At 37.1% G+C, this 21,969-nt stretch carries 23 protein-coding genes; 3 read left to right on the forward strand and 20 right to left on the reverse strand.

Annotated features, from left to right (window positions below; genetic code table 11):
* Positions 1-114: 114 nt before the first annotated feature.
* The 7 genes from A9Q68_RS07150 to rsgA all read right to left on the reverse strand — a co-directional run bounded on the left by A9Q68_RS07150 (position 115) and on the right by rsgA (position 8,254).
* Positions 115-2,904, reverse strand: coding sequence for an SEC10/PgrA surface exclusion domain-containing protein (locus A9Q68_RS07150; protein ID WP_240494213.1), 2,790 nt, complete (start codon positions 2,902-2,904; stop codon positions 115-117).
* Positions 2,905-2,932: 28 nt separating this feature from the next.
* On the reverse strand, positions 2,933-3,748 hold the full coding sequence (purR, locus tag A9Q68_RS07155; RefSeq protein WP_071794002.1) for a pur operon repressor: 816 nt from the start codon (positions 3,746-3,748) through the stop codon (positions 2,933-2,935).
* 135 nt (positions 3,749-3,883) lie between these two features.
* Positions 3,884-4,822 carry a 3'-5' exoribonuclease YhaM family protein gene (locus A9Q68_RS07160; RefSeq protein WP_071794003.1) on the reverse strand — a complete coding sequence of 313 codons (939 nt, stop codon included), beginning with the start codon at positions 4,820-4,822 and terminating at the stop codon, positions 3,884-3,886.
* Complete coding sequence (locus A9Q68_RS07165) at positions 4,812-6,050, reverse strand: DNA recombination protein RmuC (RefSeq protein WP_420806785.1); 1,239 nt, start codon at positions 6,048-6,050, stop codon at positions 4,812-4,814. The genes A9Q68_RS07160 and A9Q68_RS07165 overlap by 11 nt, the downstream gene beginning before the upstream one ends.
* Before the next feature lie 34 nt (positions 6,051-6,084).
* A complete protein-coding gene (locus tag A9Q68_RS07170) occupies positions 6,085-6,717 on the reverse strand; it encodes a thiamine diphosphokinase (protein WP_071794005.1) in 633 nt (210 codons plus the stop codon).
* Positions 6,710-7,372, reverse strand: coding sequence for a ribulose-phosphate 3-epimerase (gene rpe / locus A9Q68_RS07175; RefSeq protein ID WP_071794006.1), 663 nt, complete (start codon positions 7,370-7,372; stop codon positions 6,710-6,712). Before rpe ends, A9Q68_RS07170 begins: the two co-directional genes overlap by 8 nt.
* 9 nt (positions 7,373-7,381) lie before the next feature.
* Positions 7,382-8,254, reverse strand: a complete 873-nt coding sequence (gene rsgA, locus A9Q68_RS07180; RefSeq protein WP_071794007.1) for a ribosome small subunit-dependent GTPase A — start codon at positions 8,252-8,254, stop codon at positions 7,382-7,384.
* A gap of 253 nt (positions 8,255-8,507) precedes the next feature.
* Between rsgA and A9Q68_RS07185 the strand changes: the two genes are divergently transcribed.
* Positions 8,508-10,007 (forward strand): MDR family MFS transporter, encoded by a 1,500-nt coding sequence (locus tag A9Q68_RS07185; protein WP_071794008.1) that lies wholly within the window; start codon positions 8,508-8,510, stop codon positions 10,005-10,007.
* A 1-nt stretch (position 10,008) separates the two neighbouring features.
* On the forward strand, positions 10,009-10,725 hold the full coding sequence (locus A9Q68_RS07190; protein ID WP_071794009.1) for a DUF4811 domain-containing protein: 717 nt from the start codon (positions 10,009-10,011) through the stop codon (positions 10,723-10,725).
* 68 nt (positions 10,726-10,793) lie between these two features.
* Here the strand turns inward: A9Q68_RS07190 and rsmA are convergent, their stop codons facing one another.
* The 4 genes from rsmA to A9Q68_RS10780 all read right to left on the reverse strand — a co-directional run bounded on the left by rsmA (position 10,794) and on the right by A9Q68_RS10780 (position 13,380).
* A complete protein-coding gene (gene rsmA / locus A9Q68_RS07195) occupies positions 10,794-11,666 on the reverse strand; it encodes a 16S rRNA (adenine(1518)-N(6)/adenine(1519)-N(6))-dimethyltransferase RsmA (protein ID WP_071794010.1) in 873 nt (290 codons plus the stop codon).
* 132 nt (positions 11,667-11,798) lie between these two features.
* Entirely contained in the window at positions 11,799-12,389 is a 591-nt protein-coding gene (gene rnmV / locus A9Q68_RS07200) for a ribonuclease M5 (RefSeq protein ID WP_071794011.1), read from the reverse strand.
* Positions 12,358-13,134, reverse strand: a complete 777-nt coding sequence (locus tag A9Q68_RS07205) for a TatD family hydrolase (RefSeq protein WP_071794012.1) — start codon at positions 13,132-13,134, stop codon at positions 12,358-12,360. The genes rnmV and A9Q68_RS07205 overlap by 32 nt, the downstream gene beginning before the upstream one ends.
* A 90-nt stretch (positions 13,135-13,224) precedes the next feature.
* On the reverse strand, positions 13,225-13,380 hold the full coding sequence (locus A9Q68_RS10780; RefSeq protein ID WP_165605228.1) for a hypothetical protein: 156 nt from the start codon (positions 13,378-13,380) through the stop codon (positions 13,225-13,227).
* 128 nt (positions 13,381-13,508) lie between these two features.
* On the opposite strand from A9Q68_RS10780, the gene A9Q68_RS07210 reads away from it, so the two are divergent.
* The gene (locus A9Q68_RS07210) at positions 13,509-14,321 is read left to right on the forward strand and encodes a MurR/RpiR family transcriptional regulator (protein WP_071794013.1); all 813 of its coding nucleotides are present in this window, start codon (positions 13,509-13,511) and stop codon (positions 14,319-14,321) included.
* A gap of 18 nt (positions 14,322-14,339) precedes the next feature.
* On the opposite strand, the gene A9Q68_RS07215 is transcribed toward A9Q68_RS07210, so the two are convergent.
* The 9 genes from A9Q68_RS07215 to rpmH form a co-directional block, all read right to left on the reverse strand.
* A complete protein-coding gene (locus A9Q68_RS07215) occupies positions 14,340-15,320 on the reverse strand; it encodes an alpha/beta fold hydrolase (protein WP_071794014.1) in 981 nt (326 codons plus the stop codon).
* The gene (locus A9Q68_RS07220) at positions 15,317-16,216 is read right to left on the reverse strand and encodes an ROK family protein (RefSeq protein WP_071794239.1); all 900 of its coding nucleotides are present in this window, start codon (positions 16,214-16,216) and stop codon (positions 15,317-15,319) included. Before A9Q68_RS07220 ends, A9Q68_RS07215 begins: the two co-directional genes overlap by 4 nt.
* Before the next feature lie 17 nt (positions 16,217-16,233).
* The gene (locus A9Q68_RS07225) at positions 16,234-17,151 is read right to left on the reverse strand and encodes a dihydrodipicolinate synthase family protein (protein WP_071794015.1); all 918 of its coding nucleotides are present in this window, start codon (positions 17,149-17,151) and stop codon (positions 16,234-16,236) included.
* Between the two features lie 2 nt (positions 17,152-17,153).
* A complete protein-coding gene (locus tag A9Q68_RS07230) occupies positions 17,154-17,639 on the reverse strand; it encodes a NanQ anomerase/TabA/YiaL family protein (RefSeq protein ID WP_071794016.1) in 486 nt (161 codons plus the stop codon).
* Positions 17,640-17,660: 21 nt separating this feature from the next.
* Complete coding sequence (locus A9Q68_RS07235) at positions 17,661-19,016, reverse strand: ABC transporter substrate-binding protein (protein ID WP_071794017.1); 1,356 nt, start codon at positions 19,014-19,016, stop codon at positions 17,661-17,663.
* 46 nt (positions 19,017-19,062) lie between these two features.
* The gene (locus A9Q68_RS07240; RefSeq protein WP_015911954.1) at positions 19,063-19,899 is read right to left on the reverse strand and encodes a carbohydrate ABC transporter permease; all 837 of its coding nucleotides are present in this window, start codon (positions 19,897-19,899) and stop codon (positions 19,063-19,065) included.
* An 8-nt stretch (positions 19,900-19,907) separates the two neighbouring features.
* On the reverse strand, positions 19,908-20,801 hold the full coding sequence (locus A9Q68_RS07245; protein WP_071794018.1) for a carbohydrate ABC transporter permease: 894 nt from the start codon (positions 20,799-20,801) through the stop codon (positions 19,908-19,910).
* Positions 20,802-20,816: 15 nt separating this feature from the next.
* Positions 20,817-21,521: an N-acetylmannosamine-6-phosphate 2-epimerase gene (locus A9Q68_RS07250; RefSeq protein WP_071794019.1), complete on the reverse strand. Its 705-nt coding sequence runs from the start codon at positions 21,519-21,521 to the stop codon at positions 20,817-20,819.
* A gap of 205 nt (positions 21,522-21,726) precedes the next feature.
* Positions 21,727-21,861, reverse strand: coding sequence for a 50S ribosomal protein L34 (rpmH, locus tag A9Q68_RS07255; RefSeq protein WP_000831903.1), 135 nt, complete (start codon positions 21,859-21,861; stop codon positions 21,727-21,729).
* Positions 21,862-21,969: the final 108 nt, after the last annotated feature.

The following is a 21,969-nucleotide window of genomic DNA, read 5'->3' on the forward strand; positions in this document are numbered from 1 at the left end:
GCAACAATTGTCAGCACGTCTCTGTACACTTTTGAGAGACCAAAAGTAAAAAGTACCGTCTACTATAGTAACATAGACGGCACTCTTTGTCAATTCAATTTTACTTGAATTTTCTTATTTTTTACTATCTTTTCTGAGTTTATAGCCTGTTAATCCTACTGCAGCTAACATAACTACTCCCGCGCGGATAGCACGTTTTGTGCTTTCATCGCTAGATGTTGCAATATTCCCTGCGGTCGTTGAACCAGTGGCATATTCTTTCTTATCAGATTTATTGTTTTTGGTTACATTTTCAGCAACTTTACCAACAACACTTTGACTTCCAACAATGCTTGGAACTACAGGCAATGCTTCTTTAACAGTTTCTGTAGCATTTGCAGTTACAGCTTGTGCTGTAGACGCAATCACTTCAGTAGCTTTTTCTTCAACTTTATTCACTGCACTTGCAATGACTTTACTTGTTTCATTAATATCTGCTGCCGGTGCTTTTTCTTCGCCTGCAACTACTTTTTCAGCATTTGTTGTATCCTCAACTGGTACAACTGGAGCTGGAACAGTTGGAACAACTGGTACTGTTTCAACAGGTTTTGCAGGTACCGTTGGTGCATCTAAATTCTTATCGCCATTTGTTACACCTGGGATAATGTTTCCAACAGGTTGTTTAGGTTCATGAGTTGCCCCATGATCAATAGTTGGTTTATTTAATTGACCTTTATCTTCAAGTTGATTTGCAAGGCGTTCTTTTAAGACTACCACTTGTTGATCATTTGCCTTAATTTCTGCTTCTAAATTAACTTTCAGGCTAGCCAATTCTCCAAGACGTTTATTCTTCGCAGCTAAATCTGAGATTGTTTTAGCTAAATCACGTTTAGCAGCGTCAAGCTTATCTTGAGCTTGTTGTTGGTTTTTAGAATCTTGTTTGATGTTAACTGTTTTTTCCAGTTCAACTTTTTTCGAAACTAAAGCCGTCACTTGTAAACCAAGATTTTTTTGTTGCTCTTCTAAAGTATGAAGGACAACTTTTTGACTAGCTAAATTCGCTAATACTTTATCTAGTTCAGCCTTAATTTCTGCTTGGTTTGCTTGTGCTTGCTTCAATTGTTTTTGCAAGTAAGCTTTAGATTCTTTTAATTGTTCAACTTGTTTAGCTAAGCTTGTCGCTAAAGTTTTAGCAGCATCTAATTGAACTTTCTTAACATTAACTTGTTTCTGAGCGATAACCACTTGCGCTTCTGATGTCAGGTGATTCAAACGATTTTGAAGTGATGTGATTTTATTAGAAATAGTTGCGATACTTGTTTTAATGCTTGCAACTTTAGTTTGATCAATTGTCGTTTTCGTTGGAGCAGAAACAAGTGTCTTATCAAATAAACTTGCATACCGGATATTAGAAGCTGGGAAGACAACGTAGTGAGTTCCTAATCCAGCCACAGTTTCAGTTGAAACACCTAGATAGATAGGAGCACTTGGGTTGGTTTTGTCACTTCTAAGAAGGTTAGCCGTATGACCAAATGTATTACCATGCATGTTATCAGTAAAGAGCATGTATCTCAAAGAATTGTAGATACTACGTTTTATCCCGTTTACTGTATAAACATCATTAAAGAAGCCGATGTTTTCATACATATTATCATCATTGCGGATTAAACCGACTGAAGTAGCCGCATTCTCAATTAATGTTCTGTCATGTGGGCCGATGCCATAGTGACCAGCTACACCCGGTTGCCCATAATTAAAGAATGGCACCCTAGTTCCGTGAGTTGCTTTGTAAGTTGTTGTCAAAATACGTGCAAATTCTTGTGACCCCTTAGAGACAACAATCGGAGATAAACCAAGTTGGCTACGGACAGAATTAATCATCGATGCCGCAAATAATGCCAATTCGTCTTGGATTTCAGGCGTTAACTTATCAGGGTTAACAAAACGGTTTAAGTCCTTAGCAATATCAACATAATGGTTAATTGATGCGCCTGGATTAGCTTTTGAAACCAAAGTTGATTGCATTTGATAGTAAGCATTAAGATATGATTGACTTCCAATGTAACCACTAGAAATCAAACGTTTAATTTCATTAATTGGGTAACCAGCTGGAGCAACCATTTTGTTAGCACCAGTAATGTTAACATTGATATTGCTAGTAGCTGTCTGAGCTTTAGCCAATTCCGCTTTTTTACTTGCCAAGGCCGCTTGATTACTAGTCAATTCATTTGTTAATTGTGTTTTAGTTGTATTAGTTACAGTTTTTAAGTTTGTCTGTGCTTTGGCTAAGTCACTAGTAGCAGTCTGAACTGCTTTTGTAGCATTTTCAGCCTGTGTCGTAATTGTTTCTGGTTTCGAAACAAGATTAGTCAAACTAGTGACTTCTTTGTTAGCTTCCTTAGCTTGATCAGCTAATTTTTTTGCTTCATTTGAAGCTACTAAAACTTCTTTAGCTTGAGTTGCAACTTGAGTACTCACTTTCACTTCAGCTGCTTTTGTAGCCTGAATTTGACTATTCGTTTTTGCTAAATCAGCCTTATGTTGATCAACAAGTGCTGTAAACTCTTCTTCAGAAGCGTTTGAAACTGTTTTTAAAGTCTTTTCAGCATTCGCAACAGCAGTTTCATTTGCAATCTTTTCAGCTTCCAAAGCAGCAATTTCTTGAGTTGTTTTTTCAATAGAAGCATTCACGGTCGAAAGTTCTGTTGTTTTCTTTGCTAAAGTTGCTTCTTTAGTATCAAGAGCCACTTGTGTTTCTTCAGCTGTTGGAGTTGGTGCTGCTGCATTACTTGTTTCACGGCTAGCATATTCATCAGCTTTGACTTGTTGTTGCACACCAACACTTGCTCCTAATAAAGCCAAAGTAGATGTCAAAGCGATTGTTGTTTTGAGTTGCTTCCCTTTTATTTTTTCGGTTTCCATCATTTTTCCCTTTTCTCTCTCGTTCAATTCCTTATTTATTGAAGATATTTCCGACTTCGACAACAACCTTGTTATTTTTAACATCGATTTCAGACACTTTAAGCAGTGACTTGTAAGCCATATCTTCACGTTCTTCTCTAGCGTTTTCGGCAAAAACTGCAACACCAACTAGTGTGCTATCAAATTCTGCTAGAAGACTAATCATTCCAGTGATAGTCCCACCACCTTTTAAGAAGTCATCTACAATCAAAACTCTACTATTTGGTTGCAAGCTTCGTTTAGATAAAAACATCTTTTCAATACGATCACTTGAAGCACTTGCATAGTTTACCGATACTGTTGACCCTTCAGTGATTTTTAAATCACGTCTAACAATGACAAAAGGTACATTCAATATATTTGCAACTGCATTTGCTAAAGGAACACCTTTAGTTGCAACTGTCATTACTGCATCAATTTTTTGTCCTTTAAAAGCATTTGCAATAATTCGGCCAATATTTTGGAGAATTTTCGGTGTACTTAATAGATCAGATAAGTAAATATATCCGCCAGGTAAAATACGATTATTTTCCGATAGACGTTGACACAAGTCTTGAACAATACTCTTCGCTTCTTCTTCAGAAATACTAGGTGTAAAGACAACACCGCCACTAGCTCCTGTTAAAGTCTCGATTTCACCGATATTTGATTCTTCAAAAGCTTTTTTTATAATAGCGATATCTTCTGAGATAGAAGATTTAGCTGCTTCATATTTCGTTGCAAATGTATTTAAACTTGTTAATTTATACGGATTGTTAATCAAGTAATTTGAAATAACTACCATCCGTTCACTACGTCTTAATTTCATAATGACCCCATAATAATGTACTTTAGAGCCATTATAACACAAAGACAAAAAAAAGACGAACGTTCGCAACTGCGACAAATCGCCTTTTTAAGCTATTCTCGGACTTTTGATGATAATTTAACAAAAATGTAATATTTAATACTTAGGTTTGTAAAACGAGCGGTTATCCATTGCAAAAATACGATTGGTCATCTCGCCTTCGCCTACACGGCCCAAGGCAGTTAACATCATCATCATATTGGCGTCAATATTATCAATCATATGTAATATTTCAGCTTCCATAATTCTTGGACGAACAGGACTTCCAAATTCTAGTTGTCCATGATGGCTTAGAATTAAATGACGTAAGACAATAACTTCTTCTTTTGTATCATCAATTTGCAATTCATTAATAACTTTTGTGATTTCTTCATTAATCAATGAAATATGGCCAATTAAATTACCACGAACTGTATATTCTGTATGATCAGGACCGGTTAATTCTAAAACTTTAGCTAAGTCATGCAACATGATTCCTGAAAAAAGAAGACTCTTATTTAACTCAGGGTAAATATCGCCTATGCTGTCAGCCAAACGTACCATGGTAGCAGTGTGATAGGCTAATCCAGATTCAAAAGCATGGTGGTTGGTTTTTGCAGCAGGATATGTATAAAATTCTTTATCGTATTTTCGATAGAGGGCTCGAACAATTCTTTGCCAAGTTGCGTTCTCAATTTTGAAAAGCATTTGCTCCAAATACTCTTTGACATCGGTAACACTTACAGGGGCTTTTTCTTTAAAATCGCGTGGGTCATTTGGTTCTCCCTCACGAGTGTTCCGCAAAGTAATTTGGTTTACCTGAGGTGTCCCATTATAAATTTCCCGTCGGCCTTTCATATGAACAATCTTACCCGCCACAAATTCCTCAACATTAAATGGTTGAGCATCCCAAAGGTTCCCCGAGATTTCTCCTGAATCATCTTGGAAGGTAAAGGCAATAAAATCCTTCCCCGCCCTTGTCTTTCTGACTTCAGCGGATTTTATCAGATAAAAGCCTTCGAATAATTGGTCTTTCTTCATTTGGTTAATTTTCATTTGTATCCTCTTCTAAATCAGGCAAATTAAGTAAGGCTTCGGTATCCTTATCTTGGTAAGTTTCAACTTTGGTTAAGGCTCTAACAATGGCATTTGTTCTAGTAGAAATCAAAGAATCCAGTGTTGAATTAGCAGTATTAATTTGTTTTTGCGCTTTAACTAAAATACCGCCAAATTTTTCAAATTCAACCTTAACATTCCCCAAAATCTTACTAATATCATCAGCATTTTTTTGAATATTTAAGGTTTTGAATCCTACTGATAGGGAATTAAGCAAAGCAGATAAGGTTGACGGACCGGCAACAACAATATTGTCTTCTCTACGGAGAGCATCGAAAAAGGCTGCGCTTCGAACCACTTCTGAATAGAGACCCTCGGTTGGTAAAAATAGAATCCCAAAGTTTGTGGTTTCTGGTGGCTTGATGTACTTTTTATTCACATCTTTAGCAAATCGCTTAATAGCTGTCAAAAGGGCTTTTCGGGACTGTTCTATTAAGAGTTTATCGCCAGATTCATAGGCATCTTCCAATCGATAATAATCTTCTAATGGAAATTTGGAGTCAATTGGTAAATAGACATAGTCATCCTCATGTTGACCTGGTAGCTTAACGGCATATTCTACCCGTTCGCTAGACCCCTTAATGGTTGCAAACTCTTTTTCGTACTGTTGAACAGTTAAGATGTCTTCAATAATTTGACCTAATTGTAATTCTCCAAGAATACCTCTTGTTTTAGTGTTTGAAAGAACTTTATTAAGGGTTCCGACATCTTTGGCTACGGAACGCATTTCTCCCAGTCCCAAATTAACATTTTCCAGTTGTTTTGAGACAGTTTCAAAGGAGACTTGGAGACGTTTATTTAAAGTTTCTTCTAGTTTTTCTTCGACAGTTCGGCGCATTTCTTCTAAACGTTTTTCGTTAGAATCTTGCATTTCTTTTACCGATTGTGAAAGATTCTTATCAATCAATGCCAGCCTTTGATCACTACGATCACGACTTTCTGATAAATTTTGATAGAGAACTGTTTTTAAATCATTCAATTGTTGATAAAGTTCGTTCTGATTGCGATTCACCAATGAACTCATCTCAATAATCTGATTTTTACTAAAACTTTCTAATTGATAAGATAATTGATCTGAAAGATTATCGGCATTGCTCTCTAAAGTTTTTTGCAACTGACCCTCTAAGGCGTGCACTTTTTGATAGAGAAAAATACTGATAACTCCCATCAGAATGAGTAGAATCACAATAATAATTTCCAACTTAACTCCTATCCTTACTTTGAATAATGATAATATAACCTGTTTGCGTACTAACTTCTATTGCCTGTCCTATGAATTCATTACTAGAATAGACTTTTTTCTGAAAATAATTACTAGCGTCCAAGTCATATTTCGCCCCTCTTATGGTTAATGGGGATTGACTTTCAGACATGAAAGACACATATTTCATGCCCTTTACTTCTTCAACTAAATGACTACCACTTGGGCGAAACTGGACAATATTTTGCGCGTCCATCAATTGAATTTGGGACATGAACGGTTCAATTTCCGGATCGCTAGGAAGATAGAGATTGGACATCAAATGATCTAACCGTCCACCAAAAGCTGCAAAAATAGTCACTTGGGCATCTGGAAATTCCTGAAAAATCATTTTAAGGGCTAGTTCCGTATCTGTATCGTTTTTTTCAGCTGGTGCTTGTTGAAACTTTTTGGCCCTTACCTTTATATCCGATAATTCTTGAGCAGAAACGGAATCAAAATCGCCAATCGCATAATCAATTGGAAAATTTCCTGCCATGAGGTGTAGATTCCCACGATCAATACCAACGAAATAGTCAAATTCCCCAAAAATTCCTGAGAAATCACCACCAGCAACTAAGGCAATCTTAGGCATCTAATGCTGTCCTTAAGATTTGAACTTGTGAGACTAGGTCTTCAGCTTTAAAAAGATATGAGCCTGCAACGAAAACGTTAGCTCCTGCTTTGGCACATGCAGCTATGGTTTTATCATCTACACCACCATCAACTTCAATATCAAAGTCAAAGCCACCTGCTTGACGTAAGTCAACAACTTGTCTCACTTTATCAAGGCATTCAGGAATAAAAGCTTGTCCCCCAAATCCTGGATTAACGGTCATAATTAAGACTTGGTCGACTAAAGAAAGAACTGGTTCAAGAGCTGAAACGGGCGTTCCTGGATTAATGACAACTCCAGCTTTCATACCGGCAGCTTTAATCTTTTGCAAAGCTCCATGAATATGACTAGTACTTTCTGTGTGAATGGTCATGATATCAGCACCCGCTTGAGCATAGGCATCGACATATCGTTCAGGGTTTACGACCATTAAATGACAATCAAAAACGAGTTTACTATGTTTACGCATACTAGCAACGACATCCGCACCAAAGCTGATATTGGGAACAAACTGCCCATCCATAATATCAATATGAACATATTCCGCATCAGTTTCCTCAATACGTTTCAATTCAGAAGCAAAATTAGCATAATCAGCTGCTAAAACAGATGGTGCGATTTTGTAACTTGTCATTAGATAGACCTACTTTCTTTTAATTACTTTTTTAAAGGTTTCACGACGATTTTCAATTTCACTAAGAAATTGTAAGAAATTATCATAACGTACTTGCCAAATATCACCCGATTCAACCGCTGCTTTTACAGCACACTGCGGTTCATGGCGATGACTACAAGAACGGAATTTACAATGATGACTAAAATGTCTAATCTCTGGGAAAGCTTCACTCAAGTCTTCCGCATTGTCAATAGCGTAGTCTAAGTTGGAGAATCCTGGCGTATCAGCAATTTTTCCACCATTTACATCATAGAAACTGACAGCACGCGTGGTATGGCGTCCGCGTCCCAAACTATCTGAAATAGCTGCCGTCTCCAAGCCTAGTTCTGGTGAAATTTTATTGAGTAAGGTCGATTTACCAACCCCTGTTTGCCCCATGAAAACAGTAATTTTACCAGTCAAATGAGGTAACAAATCTTCCAAGGACAAGGCAAAATCATAGCCAATATCATGATATTTTTGAGCAATAGCCTCAATCTCAGACATGTCATTAAGCAAATCAAGTTTTGAAATATAAACAATTGGCTTAATCGATTTGTTTTCCAGCAATACTAAAAAGCGATCTAATAGATTACTATTAAAATCTGGTTCTTTAGCCGACATGACTATGACAGCTTGGTCAATATTGACAATTGGTGGTCTAACCAATTCATTTTTACGCTCTTGAATTGCTAGAATGTAACCTTCTGAATTATCTTCAGCAGAAAATTCCACAAAATCACCAACATAAGGGACTTGCCCTTTTTTCCTAAAATTTCCACGCGCTCGTGTTTGAAATACTTTTCCATCTGACTCAACATAATAAAAGCCAGCTAAGGATTTAACAATTCTACCTTGCAAATGAACTCCTCTTAACTATAATAACAATAAGTTCATTATAGCAAAAATAAGGACTTAAAGCAGTAGATTTACATTTTTGTCAAGTTGAGTAATTCAAAAATGTCTGAGTCTTATTTTTTTATTACAAATTAGTGCAAAATCCTTGCAGGAGATTTTTTCTTGTGGTATAGTTCTCAGGGTAACTATTTGAATTTCTGAAAATATAATGTATTTCATTCATTTACAAAATCACCACTTACAAAAGGAGAGAACTATGTCAACAGATTACAACGTTGATATCCATGGCAAACACTTTAATAGAACAGCAATGGTCATTCTATTATTGGTCGCAACCTTTGCCGGGATTTTAAATCAAACCAGTCTTGGAACTGCTATTCCTACACTTATGGATAGTTTTAACATCAACCTAGCAACAGCTCAACAAGCAACAACCTGGTTCTTATTAGCAAACGGAATTATGATTCCCGTATCTGCTTACCTAGCAACTCGCTTTTCAACAAAATTACTTTATGTATTTGCTTATGCTACTTTGGTTATTGGATTATTGATAACTGCCCTTGCCCCGACATCGAACTGGTCTCTTTTCCTTGTTGGACGTATTGTTCAAGCTATCGCCGTAGGTATCACAATGCCACTAATGCAAGTGGTTATGGTTAATATTTATCCCCCAGAACAACGGGGAGCAGCCATGGGACTTAGTGGACTAGTCGTCGGACTTGGCCCTGCCATCGGCCCAACATTTGCTGGCTGGCTCTTAAAACACGACATCATTATCTTAGGACACAATTTAGCTTGGAGAGCAATCTTTGTTTTACCGCTCATCATATTGGCTATTTCTTTCCTCTTATCACCATTTTTAATTAAAGATGTCATCCCAAACAAAAAAATGACCTTAGATGTCCCTTCCTTCATCTTTTCAATTATTGGTTTTGGCCTTTTCCTTTGGGGATTTACCAATGTAGCTAGCGACGGTTGGGACGATATCAAAACAGTTATCACACCAATCCTCGTGGGCGTGATTTTCATCACAATCTTTATTCACCGTCAATTAATTTTGGACCAACCCTTCCTTGATATTCGTGTCTTCAAAGTAAAACAATTCTCCATGACGACCCTTGCTATTGCACTGTCAATGATGGCTATGATGGGGGTTGAGATGATGCTTCCGCTTTACTTACAAAATGTCCATGGCCTTTCAGCCCTTGATTCAGGGCTTGTCCTATTACCCGGAGCCCTAATGATGGGACTTGTCAGTCCAATCGCAGGTAGTATTTACGATAAAGTTGGTGCTCGCCGCTTAGCCCTAATCGGATTCACAATTTTGGGCATCGGTACTATTCCTTTCATTTTCCTTACAGGAACTACTCCAGACCACTACATTACGCTTTTATATGCAGTTCGTATGTTCGGTATTGCTATGATTATGATGCCTTTAACGGCATCAGCGATGAGTGCCTTACCACCGCATGAAGCTGCTCATGGTACAGCTTCAAATAATACAGCTCGACAAATCGCATCTGCTATAGTCGTTGCCCTCTTATCAAGTGTGACACAAAACGTCATCAATAACAATAAACCTTCAAAACTCTTACAAGACCAAAACCCACTCGAATACGCCGCTAAGATGCTTGATGCTAGCCTTAAAGGCTTCCATGTCTCATTTGCCATCGGCCTTTCCTTCGCTGTAATTGGTTTTGTTGTCTCCCTTTTCCTTCGCAAAGGAAAAGTTATTGAAGTAGAAAAGGAGCTCTAAGATGATCTTATTCCTTATCATTTTATCAACAATCCTATCCTTCGCGACTTGGATGTATATCCAAAAAGCAGGGCTTCGATACCTATTAGGTAGTTTGTCATTAGTCACTCTTTTAGCTAGCACTCTTCTTTTAACCAACCATTTTGTCAACCATAGTGGTATGAAAGTAGAAACAAAAACAGAAGAAAAAACGATCTACACAGCCGGTGACCCTAAAGCCACTTTCGGACTTCTGATTAATCAAAAAATTGGTAGCAAGTCTGACCATCATGTTTTGGTCTTTAGAGACAGCAAAGGCCAAAAAGAAGCCAAGGCTCACTTCGTTCCAAATAAGAAAAAAATCAACCAAGCCATTAAAAAGACAGCAAACTATAAATTAGCTGACACTGACAAAGCTATTCTTAAAACAAGAACCAAACGATACATTTGGGCTTCTGATTTGGATAAACTCATATACGGTTTTGGGGGTGAAAATCATGAACTCATTTCTGAAAAATCACAAGTCATTGTTCCAAAAGATTCTTGGTTAGCCCTAACACCAAAACAAGCTAAAAGATTAACTAAATTAGCACCTCAGCTTAAAGTAAAACAAGAAAAAGCCATGAAAGCTAACCCCAAAATGGCTATGCAGATGCAAGCATTAGCCAAAAAAGATCCAAAAGCCTTCACCAGAATGCAAATAGAGCAATTGAAAAAAGCTTTAGGAATGACAGAATAGTTTTATCGTTTTTAGATTCACAAACATTCAAAAAGACCATAACTTTATTTGTTATGGTCTTTTAATCGTTAAAATCCAACTTCTTTTAAAGCGTCAGCTAATTTCCCAAATTCAGGTATCGTTAGGGCTTCACCACGAACGCTTGCTTTAATATCGGCTAACTCCAAAGCCTTTTCCAATTTTGCTTTGACTTCTTCAGTTTTACCAAAGTGACTGGTTAAATTGTTCCAAAGAGTCTTACGACGATGGACAAAGCCCATTTTAGCTACTCGGAAGAAGAAATCCTCATCTTGAACCTTAATTAAGGGTTCAACACGGCGTTCCATTTTCAAGATCGCCGAATCCACATTTGGTGCTGGAACAAAGACTGTTCTTGGAACAATAAAGGCAACTTTTGCAGCCATATAATATTGAACGGCAATTGATAAGCTACCATAAGCCTTGGTGTTAGGTTCAGCAGATATGCGATCGGCCACTTCTCTTTGCATCATAACCACAAACTCTTGGAAAGGAATTTTGCTTTCAATCAAGTGCATGAGGATCGGGGTCGTGATGTAATAAGGTAGGTTCGCAACAACTTTAATAGGTAGTTCTGGATTTTTAAAAGCCTTAATTTGTGTTTGTAAGTCAGCCTTCAAAATATCTTGATTGATGACTTGCACATTATCAAAATCTCTTAAGGTATCCGCTAAAATTGGCACCAAACGATCATCGATTTCAAAAGCCATAACTTCTGCTGCATTCTCAGCTAGAAACTCAGTTAGCGCTCCAATACCAGGTCCAATTTCAATAACATTAACATGCTTGTCAATCTTTGCCGTATCTACAATCTTTTGCAAGATATTGGTATCCGTCAAAAAGTTTTGACCAAAGGATTTTTTAAAAGTGAAACCATGGCGTTCAAGGATAGCTCTAGTCACACTGTAATCAGCAATTCTCATTTAATTTATATTCCTACTTTTTTCTTTTCTCTATTGTAGCATAATTTTTATATCTAATATTAGATAGGGTTCATTTTGTCCAAATGCTAAATTACCACTAGAAAACTCACAAGCCAACCTTGTGAGTTTTTTTTAATTATTGTAATCAGCCATGGCTTCTTCAACTTGGGCTAAAGTAATGCCAAAAAGATCTAATCGTTTCAAAAGTTGTTTGCCATTACAGTAGCCAATGCGGAGTTGATCCCCCAAATATTCCCGTCTTTGTCGACTTTCTTGACCTAGGGTTAAACCCAGTCTCATTAAATCGGCACTTGTGATATCAAATTGGTTATCATCATCAAAAGCCTGGGTTACTTTTGATAAGGCTTTTTGCAAGTCATCAAAAGAGGCATGTTCAACGCCCAAGGAGCGGCCTTTGGACTTGGATCCTGGTACAGCCTCGTCACGGTTCAAAAAGGCATGGCGGACAGTCGGTACAGCTTGCATGATGATTTTTCGAATCCGTTCGCCATTGTAATCTGGATCCGTAAAGACAATAACACCACGCAAGTCTTGGAGCCTTTGGATCCGTTCTAAATCTTCCTCATTGATCGCTGAACCCTGCGTTTCGTAGGTATCGACATCATAAAAACGCCTTAGATTTGCCGTATCATCCTTACCCTCGACCACAACCACTTCCTGAATTTTAATTCTATCTCTCAATTCTAAAAATCCTTTTCGCATTTTCTGTCGTTGCCGCAGCCACTTCCTCAACTGAAATACCCCGCAATTCCGCAATCTTATCAACCACATATCGGGTATAGGCTGTGCGATTCTCCCGACCACGCTTAGGAACAGGTGCTAAGTAAGGGGCATCGGTCTCTACCAAAATTTTGTCTAGGGGTAATTGCTGAGCTGCTTCCTGAATGTCTAGTGCTTTTTTGAAAGTGACGACTCCTGAGAAAGAAATGGTCATGCCTAGCTCAATGAATTTGTTAGCCATTTCTAAGGAACCCGAGTAAGAATGCATGATTCCCCCACGAGGGCCTACACCGGCTTCTTTGATAACTTGATAAGTGTCGTCCAGAGCATCGCGGGTATGGACCACAAAAGGTAAATCGTAATCTTTAGACAGCTGAATCTGCTTTTTAAAAACCTCAATCTGTACTTCTTTTGGATCTTCCATCCAATGATAGTCCAAACCAATTTCCCCTAGGGCAATCACTTTAGGGTCCTTTAAGTGTGAGACAAGCATCTCCTCAACGTCTTGGTTATAGGATCCGGCTTCTGTTGGATGCCAACCGATGGTGGCATAGATGTCAGGATAGTTATTAGCTAATAAAAGAGCCTCATCAATGGTTTCTTGATCAAAACCAACAACATTGTGGTAACCAACTCCCATTTCCTTAGAGAGAGCAAGTTCTTCTTCTATTTTTCCTTTGAAATTATCTACATTTAAGTGGGTATGTGTGTCAAAAATAGGGATCATTTGTCTTCCTTTAATCATGCTTTTGATTGACTCATTAGTGTTCCAATTCTCCCTATTATACCATAAAAAGGAATCCTTAATTGGATACCTTTATTCATAAAATGATAAGAGGTGTAAAATCTCTAGGGCATGATGACTTTGACAAATCTGGTCGATCCGTTCTTGGGATTGACTCACATAACGAATGACTGAAAAAAGTTTTTTAAATTCCGCATTTTTCAAATATTCTTTACTAACAGAAATCATAATGACAATCCTAATAGCCTCATTATGCCAGTTCCCCTCCCTCCTTCGCCATCTGTTACAAGTATAAGCTTATCATCTCCTTAACAATATGCTATACTGATTGATAGGGCTTACAGGAGGAAAAGATTATGCGGCATAAACATCATTTCATGAGCAAAATTGAGGAAGCCATTGAACAAATGACACCTTTAGAAAAAGAAATTGCGCGTTTTTTTATCGAATCAGATTTGAAAGATGATGATTTAGCATCTGCCAAAATCATCTCACGTCTACATATTTCAAACGCCGCTTTAACACGCTTTGCAAAAAAATGTGGCTTTTCAGGTTACCGTGCCTTTTCCTTTGAGTACAGTAAAAGTGTACAAAAAAATGAGTCAAACGGTCAAAACTTTACCTTAGAACGGACAAAACGGGTTTTATTTGATTACGATTCCCTGATTGATAAAACATACGATCTCATTGATGAGGCTAAGTTGCAAGCTTTAGCTCAAAAAATTGATCAATCGGAACGGATCTATTTCTATGGCAAAGGAAGCTCTGCATTGGTTGCTCAAGAAATGAAACTTCGTTTTATGAGACTTGGTCTCATCTGCGATGCTTATTCTGACACCGACGGATTTACATGGGCCAATAGTTTAGTCAATGAAAAATGTCTGGTTATCGCTTTTTCACTTTCAGGTAAAACGCAATCTGTTATCTCGGCCCTAGAGAAAGCTAGTCAAAAGGGAGCTCCAAGTATTTTACTCACAACACATCCTAAACCTGCTTTCCCCAAAGAAATCGAAGTCATCAAAGTGGCTTCTACCCATAAACTCAATTACGGAAACCGCATTTCGCCACAATTCCCCCTGCTCATCATGATGGATATCATTTACGCCTATGTCTTAGCTATTGACAAAGCGAAAAAAGAAGAAATTTTTAAAGATACGATTATAAATTAAGAAAAGAATCCTAAGGCATTAGGATTCTTTTTCGGATGACATGATTGTAGAACCAATTAAAAAATCATAAATCAAATCATTGACACCAACATTTAAGGCCTCATGACCGTACTCAGGTAAAACATAATGATGTTTTTGGCCTTCTAATCTGTTAAATATTGCGTATTGCGTTGACGGAGGACAAACATCATCATCCATTCCAGTTACCATTAACACGGGATTTTTAATCCGTTGTGCCATATTTTTGACATCAATATAGGATAAGATCTGAAAGATTTTTTCCTCCGTTAGGTGAAACGGATCTGTAAATTTAAAATATCTAAATAATTCATCATAAGCTTCTGAATGATTACCAAGTTCAAGAACTCTTTCAAAGTCAGATAGAAAAGGATAAACCGTTACTGTCTTTTTGATAGAGGGATGAAGGGCTGCCGCTACTAAAGCAAGGGCACCACCTTGTGAAGCTCCTAAACTATAAAGCATATCTTCATCAACCATTGATAAAGAAGAAACAATTGATATCAGACGGTAAATGTCTAAATACACATGTTTATAGAATAAGTGTTCTCGTCCTTCACTAACTCCCCTAATGACCTGACCTTTGACGGTAATCCCTTTATATTGACCAGAATCGACTGAGTGACCTGCTTGGCCAGGAACATCCATGCATACGACAGCATAACCTGCTGCAATATATTTGAGATTTTCTGTCCAATCTGGACTTTGTCCTTGGTAGCCATGAAAGACAAAAATGACTGGAACAGGTTCATTGACATTAGGAAATAGGCATTTTGAATAAACAGTACCTTTTCCACTAGCTTCAAATGTCAGTTCAAAACAATTGACAAAAGATAAGCCAAAATCTTTTTCTTTCAATTGATAAGGAATAGATTCTTTAATCTTTTGAAGATTGGAATTCCAAAAATCGTTAAAATCTTCTGGAACTTCCCTTTTCCCCCTGTATGCCTGTAAGTCTTTTTTTGCTAACGTTTCAATCATGCCAAAGTTCTCTCCTTTTGTTTTTGACAAAAATGGTAATAGGCCCCTAGCATACCAGCATCATTCTTATGTTGAGCAAAACGTACGTCTAAAACCTCGAATAGGCTTGAAACAAGATACTTTTTAAGAGCTTTTTTTATCAATGGTGCTAGGTAATCCTCTTGAGCCATAATGCCTCCACCTAAAACAATAAGATCTGGATTAGTGACATAAGCCATATTAGCAAGCCCTTGACCAAGAAAATCTACCATTTGCTGAATTGCCGCAATACAGTGCTGATCTCCTTTTTTAGCCTCTTCAAAAATACGTCGTCCATTCCAACTTTCTTCAGACTCATTTTTTCTTTTAGCCACATCTTTTATTAAGGCCGTTGTAGAAGCCAAATCTTGGAAAGAACCTTTTCCAAGATGCATATAGCCGACTTCACAGGCCGAATTGCCAACACCAGAGAAAATGTGTTTATCGAGTAGCAAACATCCCCCTATCCCTGTACCAATTGTCAAACATAAAGCCACTTTACTATCTTTTGCATTTCCAGAAATTGCTTCCGCTAAACCAGCGCAATTAACATCATTTTCAATTTCACAAGGAATGTGGAAATAATCTTCAATCTCACTTTTAAAGGATGTTCCAGCATAATTGGGAATTTGGGGACCTGAATAAAAAATTTCTCCCTTATCCGGGTCGACCATTCCCGCTGAAGAAATGGCTACTCCTGAAAGTGGATTTTTTTCCTGATATTGCTTGATCAAGTCTTTCACTTTTTCAAGAATTGCAGGTCCACCTTTATAAGCTTCTGTAGCCATTTCATGCTTTTCAATAAAGGTACCAGTTTCCGTTAATAAACCATACTTTATAGCTGTTCCACCAATATCAATAGAGAGATAATAAGTCATATCACTTCCTCCTGTCGTTAACAAAATGTTTCCTTTGTTTGCTGAATCAGTTTCGCCGCTTGAAGACAAATAGCTTTGTCCTCATCTCTCAAATTGCTTAAAGGAGAACGAACACCTCCAATATCTAAGGAGTCATTGATACGAAGAACCTCTTTTATGACTGCATACATATGCCCATGAGCAGACACCAAGACTGTAATGATATCGTTAATAGCATATTGCAATTGTTTAGCTTTTTGCAAATCTTTCTCAGAAATGAGTTGATTTAACTTCAAGAAAAGTTCTGGCATGGCTCCGTATGTTCCACCAATTCCAGCCTCAGCTCCCATTAGGCGACCTGCTAAAAACTGTTCATCAGGGCCATTAAAGACAATATGATTTTCTCCTCCAATAGAACAAAATTGTTGAATATCTTGTACTGGCATGGAAGAATTTTTAACACCAATAACTCGTTCGTTTTTGAGCATTTCCTGATACAAACTTGCATTGAGTTCAGTTCCAGCTAATTGAGGAATATTGTAAATAATGAAATCAGTATCTGGCGCAGAAGCTGAAATGGTCTGCCAATAGTCGGCTACTGCGTAATCAGGGAGTCGAAAATAAATTGGCGGAATAGCTGCTATGGCATCTACACCCATTTCCTCTGAGTGTTGGGCTAGAAGAATACTATCTTTAGTATTGTTACAAGCCACATGGTTTATGATGGTTAACTTTCCTTTAGCTACCGACATCACATTTTCTAGAACTAAGATGCGATCTGCCACACTTTGATAAATACATTCTCCTGAAGAGCCGTTTAAGTATAAACCTTGAACGCCTTTATCCATATAATAATGTGTCAAGGCCTGTACTCTTTCAGGGCTAATTTCTCCCTTCTCATCATAGCAAGCATAAAATGCTGGGATAATGCCTTTATATTTCTCTAAATGTGTCATGATTATCTCTTCCTATTCTCATTTGTTTCTTTACCGTCAGTCATCCGAACTTTGAAGACAACTTTTTTAACCTGTTCATCTTTTAGCACTTGTCCGCCAGGTTGGTGTTTTTCTTCAGGGAAAAAGACAATGAAATACCCTGGTCTCAAGAGAAGATCTGCAATGACTTGGGATTGAGCCAAGGCAAAATCATTGTCACTATCATATGGTTTGATATCATTTCCCTTTTCATCACCATAAAAAATCTTTTCCGAGCCCTCCAAAATGATATGAATATCAGCATAATCTTTATGATATTCGTAAGTACTCGAAGTTTTTTCTTCAAAAACGCTGTTAGTATAATTCAAAAAGAGCTCTTGATCCTTGATAACACTTTGACCAAAAGGTAGACTCTGAAGGTCATTGTTCAAAATATAATCAATGGCCTCAGCAAGTCTTGGATGTAAATAGCGATAGTTTGACAGTTGGCTGATTGCATCAAAAATCATGTTATCTCCTTTTTGAAGTGTTTATTTAAGTGCTTTGGAATGTTTTTGACCTTCTTCAATTGCTTTATTTCCATTTTTAACAAATGCATCTAAGGCATCTTTAGAAGATTTTTCCCCTGTTAAAGCTGCTTGAATTTCTGGGAATAAAGCATTTCTGATTTCAACATAACCCGGAGTATTATTTGAAAAGTTAATCACATGTTTATCATTGTTGATATAGGTTTCAAGCAATGGATTGTTTGCTTTTTCTTTGTCAACCAATGATTTACGTACTGGCATGAAGTTCATACTAGCTTTGATTAATTCTTCGTTTTCAGAATAATATTTCACAAAATCCTTAGCCAACTTCATACGTTTGTCACCGTTAGTATTAAATACAGCAGAACCTAAAACATAGGTGAATGATTTTGGATCTTCTACATTTGGAACATTTGCTAAACGGGCATCAAATTTAGTTAAAGTTCCATTATTCATGCTATCTTGCATGCCTTTATAAACAACGGAATTGGTAAAACTAATAGCTACTTGTTGATTTTGGAACATGGCATTAACATCATTACTTGTCAATGATTCTGCTCCTGAGGTAATCATTTTTTTATCATTAAGCTCTTTAATAAAATCTAGTGCTTCGACACCTTTTTTATCATTAACAGTTAATTTTCCATCTTTACCAAAGAAAGATGAGCCAAACATTCTAAGGTACATCATTGTCCAGGTATCAGCCTGATTATTTTTAGCATAAAATCCAAGCGGAGAAACGTTCTCATTGCTAGCTTTTAAGCCGGTTAAAATTGTTTTAAAATCATCTACTGTCCAATCTGCAATTTTTTCTTTATCAGCAATATACTTTTGAAGACCCGCTTTTTCAAACATTTCAGCATTATAGACTAGCATGCCTGGATTTTGCGCAAATGGGTAAAAATAGGTTTTTTTGTTAATAGAAACATTCTCCCAAACAGATGAAGAAATATCTGATTTGCTTTTTGAGTCAATAATGTTATCTAAAGGTGCTAATAGACCTTGATGAGCGTAATTGCTAATAGCAAAAGTAGATTCGAAGAAAACATCTGGAAGAGTTTTCGTTTGTGTGGCAACACTTAACTTGCTATCTCTTTCCTCGCCTGGGATAACCTGAACACTAATTTTTTTTCCTGGATGTTCCTTTTCATACATGCTTGCTGCCGTTTTAAAGAAAGAATCATAATCAGCACCTTCCTCTGTCCCGCTGTATGTTCCTTTCCATTGTGGTGTTAACCATACTTCAATTTGATTTTGATTTTTATCACTTTTAGCTGATTCTTTTTTGGAAGAACATGCTGTAAGTCCTACAAAGGGCAAGATAGCTAGTGTAGCTAATTTTAAGATTTTTTTTGACATTTTGACATTCCTTTCAACTATATAATTTTAAAATAAACAAAGTGACTTATTCTTTGATAGCACCATTTGTAGCGCCTTTTACAAAGAATCGTTGGAACATAAAGAAGATAATGATCATTGGCAAGGCAGCAATAGCCGCACCCGCTACTTTTAAACCAATATTGGGATTGATATCTTGCTGTAAGCTAGCCACCCCAATGGTTAGTGTTTTCATTTCTTTACTTCTTGCCATCAATAACTGCCACAAATAATCATTCCAAGCAGTTACAAAGTTTAGAATAAATAGAGCTCCTATACCAGGTTTTACAATTGGTAACATGAGCTTTGAAAAAACAGTCCATTCACTAGCACCATCAATCTTCGCAGATTCACGGATAGATTCTGGAATAACTTTAAAATAAGAATAAAGCATAAATGTTCCAAAACCTGTTGCTAGATTGGGAATGATCATGGATTGGTAGGTATCAATCCAATTCAAATTTTCAATAATATCAAATAATGGCACAATGAAAGTTTCTTTAGGTATCATGATAGAGGCAATAACCGTTAAAAAGAGAACTGTTCTACCTTTAAATGATAATTTTGAAAAGCCATAGGCTGCTAAAGCTGAAATGAAGACACTCAATAAAGCTGTTAAAAAAGAAACGATAAAACTATTCAGGACCCATTTTAGTGTTGGTTGCCCGGCAAATAGTTCCCCCAAATTTCCCATGTACCATTTTTGAGGGAGAATATCGGGTGGCATTTTGTAAATTTCTGCTGAGGTTTTAAAGGTATTAGTCACTAACCAAAATAATGGAAATAGGAAAAATAAGGCCAAAACTAAGACTATAACATTTGTGATGAGATCAAATTTTTCCATCTTTTTTAGTTTTTCAAGCATATCTTCTCCTAACGATCTGTTTTTACAAAGCTTCTTAATTGTGGCACACTCAGTATGAGTGCAATCATAAACATCAGAACACCAATTGCTGAAGCAGCCCCTGTGTTATTGTAAACAAATGCATTTTGATAGAGGTAATACATCATTGTCACAGAAGCATTATTTGGACCACCACCTGTTAACAGCTGAATAACGACAAATATTTTTAATACAGCAATAATATTGATAACAATGAGGTAGGCTGTTGTCGGACGAACTAAAGGAATAATAATATGGCGAATACGTTGCCATCTGGTTGCCCCATCTAATTGAGCAGCCTCAAAATAATCCGGTGAAATCCCAATCATGGTCGCTAAATAAAGAATAATAGCTTGTCCCACATTTCCTACAAAGGTCACAAAGACAATAATTGGCATAACTGTTTTAGGATTACCTAAGAGATTGACATGACCGGATCCCATTTGTTGAAAGACATAACTGACCAAACCATTCGATGGATTTAGTAAAAAATTCCAAACAATACTCATAACAACCATTGAAACCATAACAGGAAGATAGTATGAACCCCTGATAAAAGAGACGTATCTTGTATTTTTATCATAAACTGTCGTTGAGACAAAAAGAGCAAATATAATGGTTAATAACACAATGGCGACTACAAAAAAGACCGTATTCAGAATGGATTTGACAAAAACCGCATCTTCAAATAATGCTTTAAAATTATCTAGCCCTACAAAGTAAGAATCCATGCCGTAAACCTTATAGAGGCTCATCTTGAATCCTTTAATGACCGGATAGACAATAAAAATAAGCATTAAGAGCATTTGTGGAGCTATAAATAGATAGCCTGCCGTTTGACTCGTGTTCTTTCGTATCCTATTTTTTTCTAAACTCAAAGCCATTCACCTCACATATCCTTAGTCTTTCAAAGCCTTTATAAATCTCGCAGCTATTTCCTTTGGTCTTGTTATAGCACCACCAATGACGATACCCGCAACACCCAATTCATTGATTTGGCGCGCTTGTTCTGGAGTATGAATCCTTCCTTCTGCGATAACTGGTATACCTTCTTGGCAAAGCTCCGCTATTAAAGTCATATCTGGCCCCTCTTGTTGACGGCTATAGGAAGTATATCCAGAGAGGGTGGTTCCTACAAAATCAATTCCTGCTTCAAAAGCTTTAAACCCCTCTTCAAACGTACTAATGTCTGCCATAAAGAGCTGATTCGGATATTTCCTTTTGATTTCCCTAATAAAATCCTCTATTGGTCGACTATCATAACGTTGACGTTTTGTGCAGTCTAATGCTATAACAGCAATGCCTAGTTCTGCCAGTTGATCAACTTCAGCCATTGTAGCTGTAATAAAAGGCTCCTGAGGTGGATAATCCTTTTTGATGATACCAATAATAGGCAAATCAGTCACCGCTTGAATTTCTTTGATATCACGAACAGAATTTGCTCGAATACCAACAGCTCCTGCCTCTTCAGCAGCTTTTGCCATCAAAGGCATAACGCCACCTTCAGGAGAATATAATGGCTCCCCTGGCAAGGCTTGACAAGAGACAATTATGCCATCTTTAATGTTTGTTAAAAAAGTTTCTTTGCTGATTCTATCAGGCATTTGATTGCTCCTTTGGGTAATGTATTAAAGAGAACGTTCACAATCCTCATTATAACAATAAATAAAGCGTTTTCAATAGTTTATAGACCTTTAGATAATACTTTCAAAATCAGGTCTTTTTTCTCAAATTCTGAAACTATTTTCAGAGCACAAAAAAACCAAGAGTCTCGAGCACTCTTGGTTTGATTTTATTTTGTATTCGCAATTATGCAGATAATACTTTACGCCCTTTACGACGACGGCTAGCTAGCACGCGACGTCCGTTTTTTGTTGACATACGGTGACGGAATCCGTGTTTACGTTGACGACGGATTTTACTTGGTTGATAAGTACGTTTCACAGTGAATACCTCCTCATAGATTTTCGTATTCGTTTAGCCGGCTATTGTGATATCAGTTACTAAACATACCTTAATATTCTATTATATATTGACTGCCTTGTCAAGGTA

Source organism: Streptococcus bovimastitidis (assembly GCF_001885095.1).
Classification (GTDB): Bacteria; Bacillota; Bacilli; order Lactobacillales; family Streptococcaceae; genus Streptococcus; species Streptococcus bovimastitidis.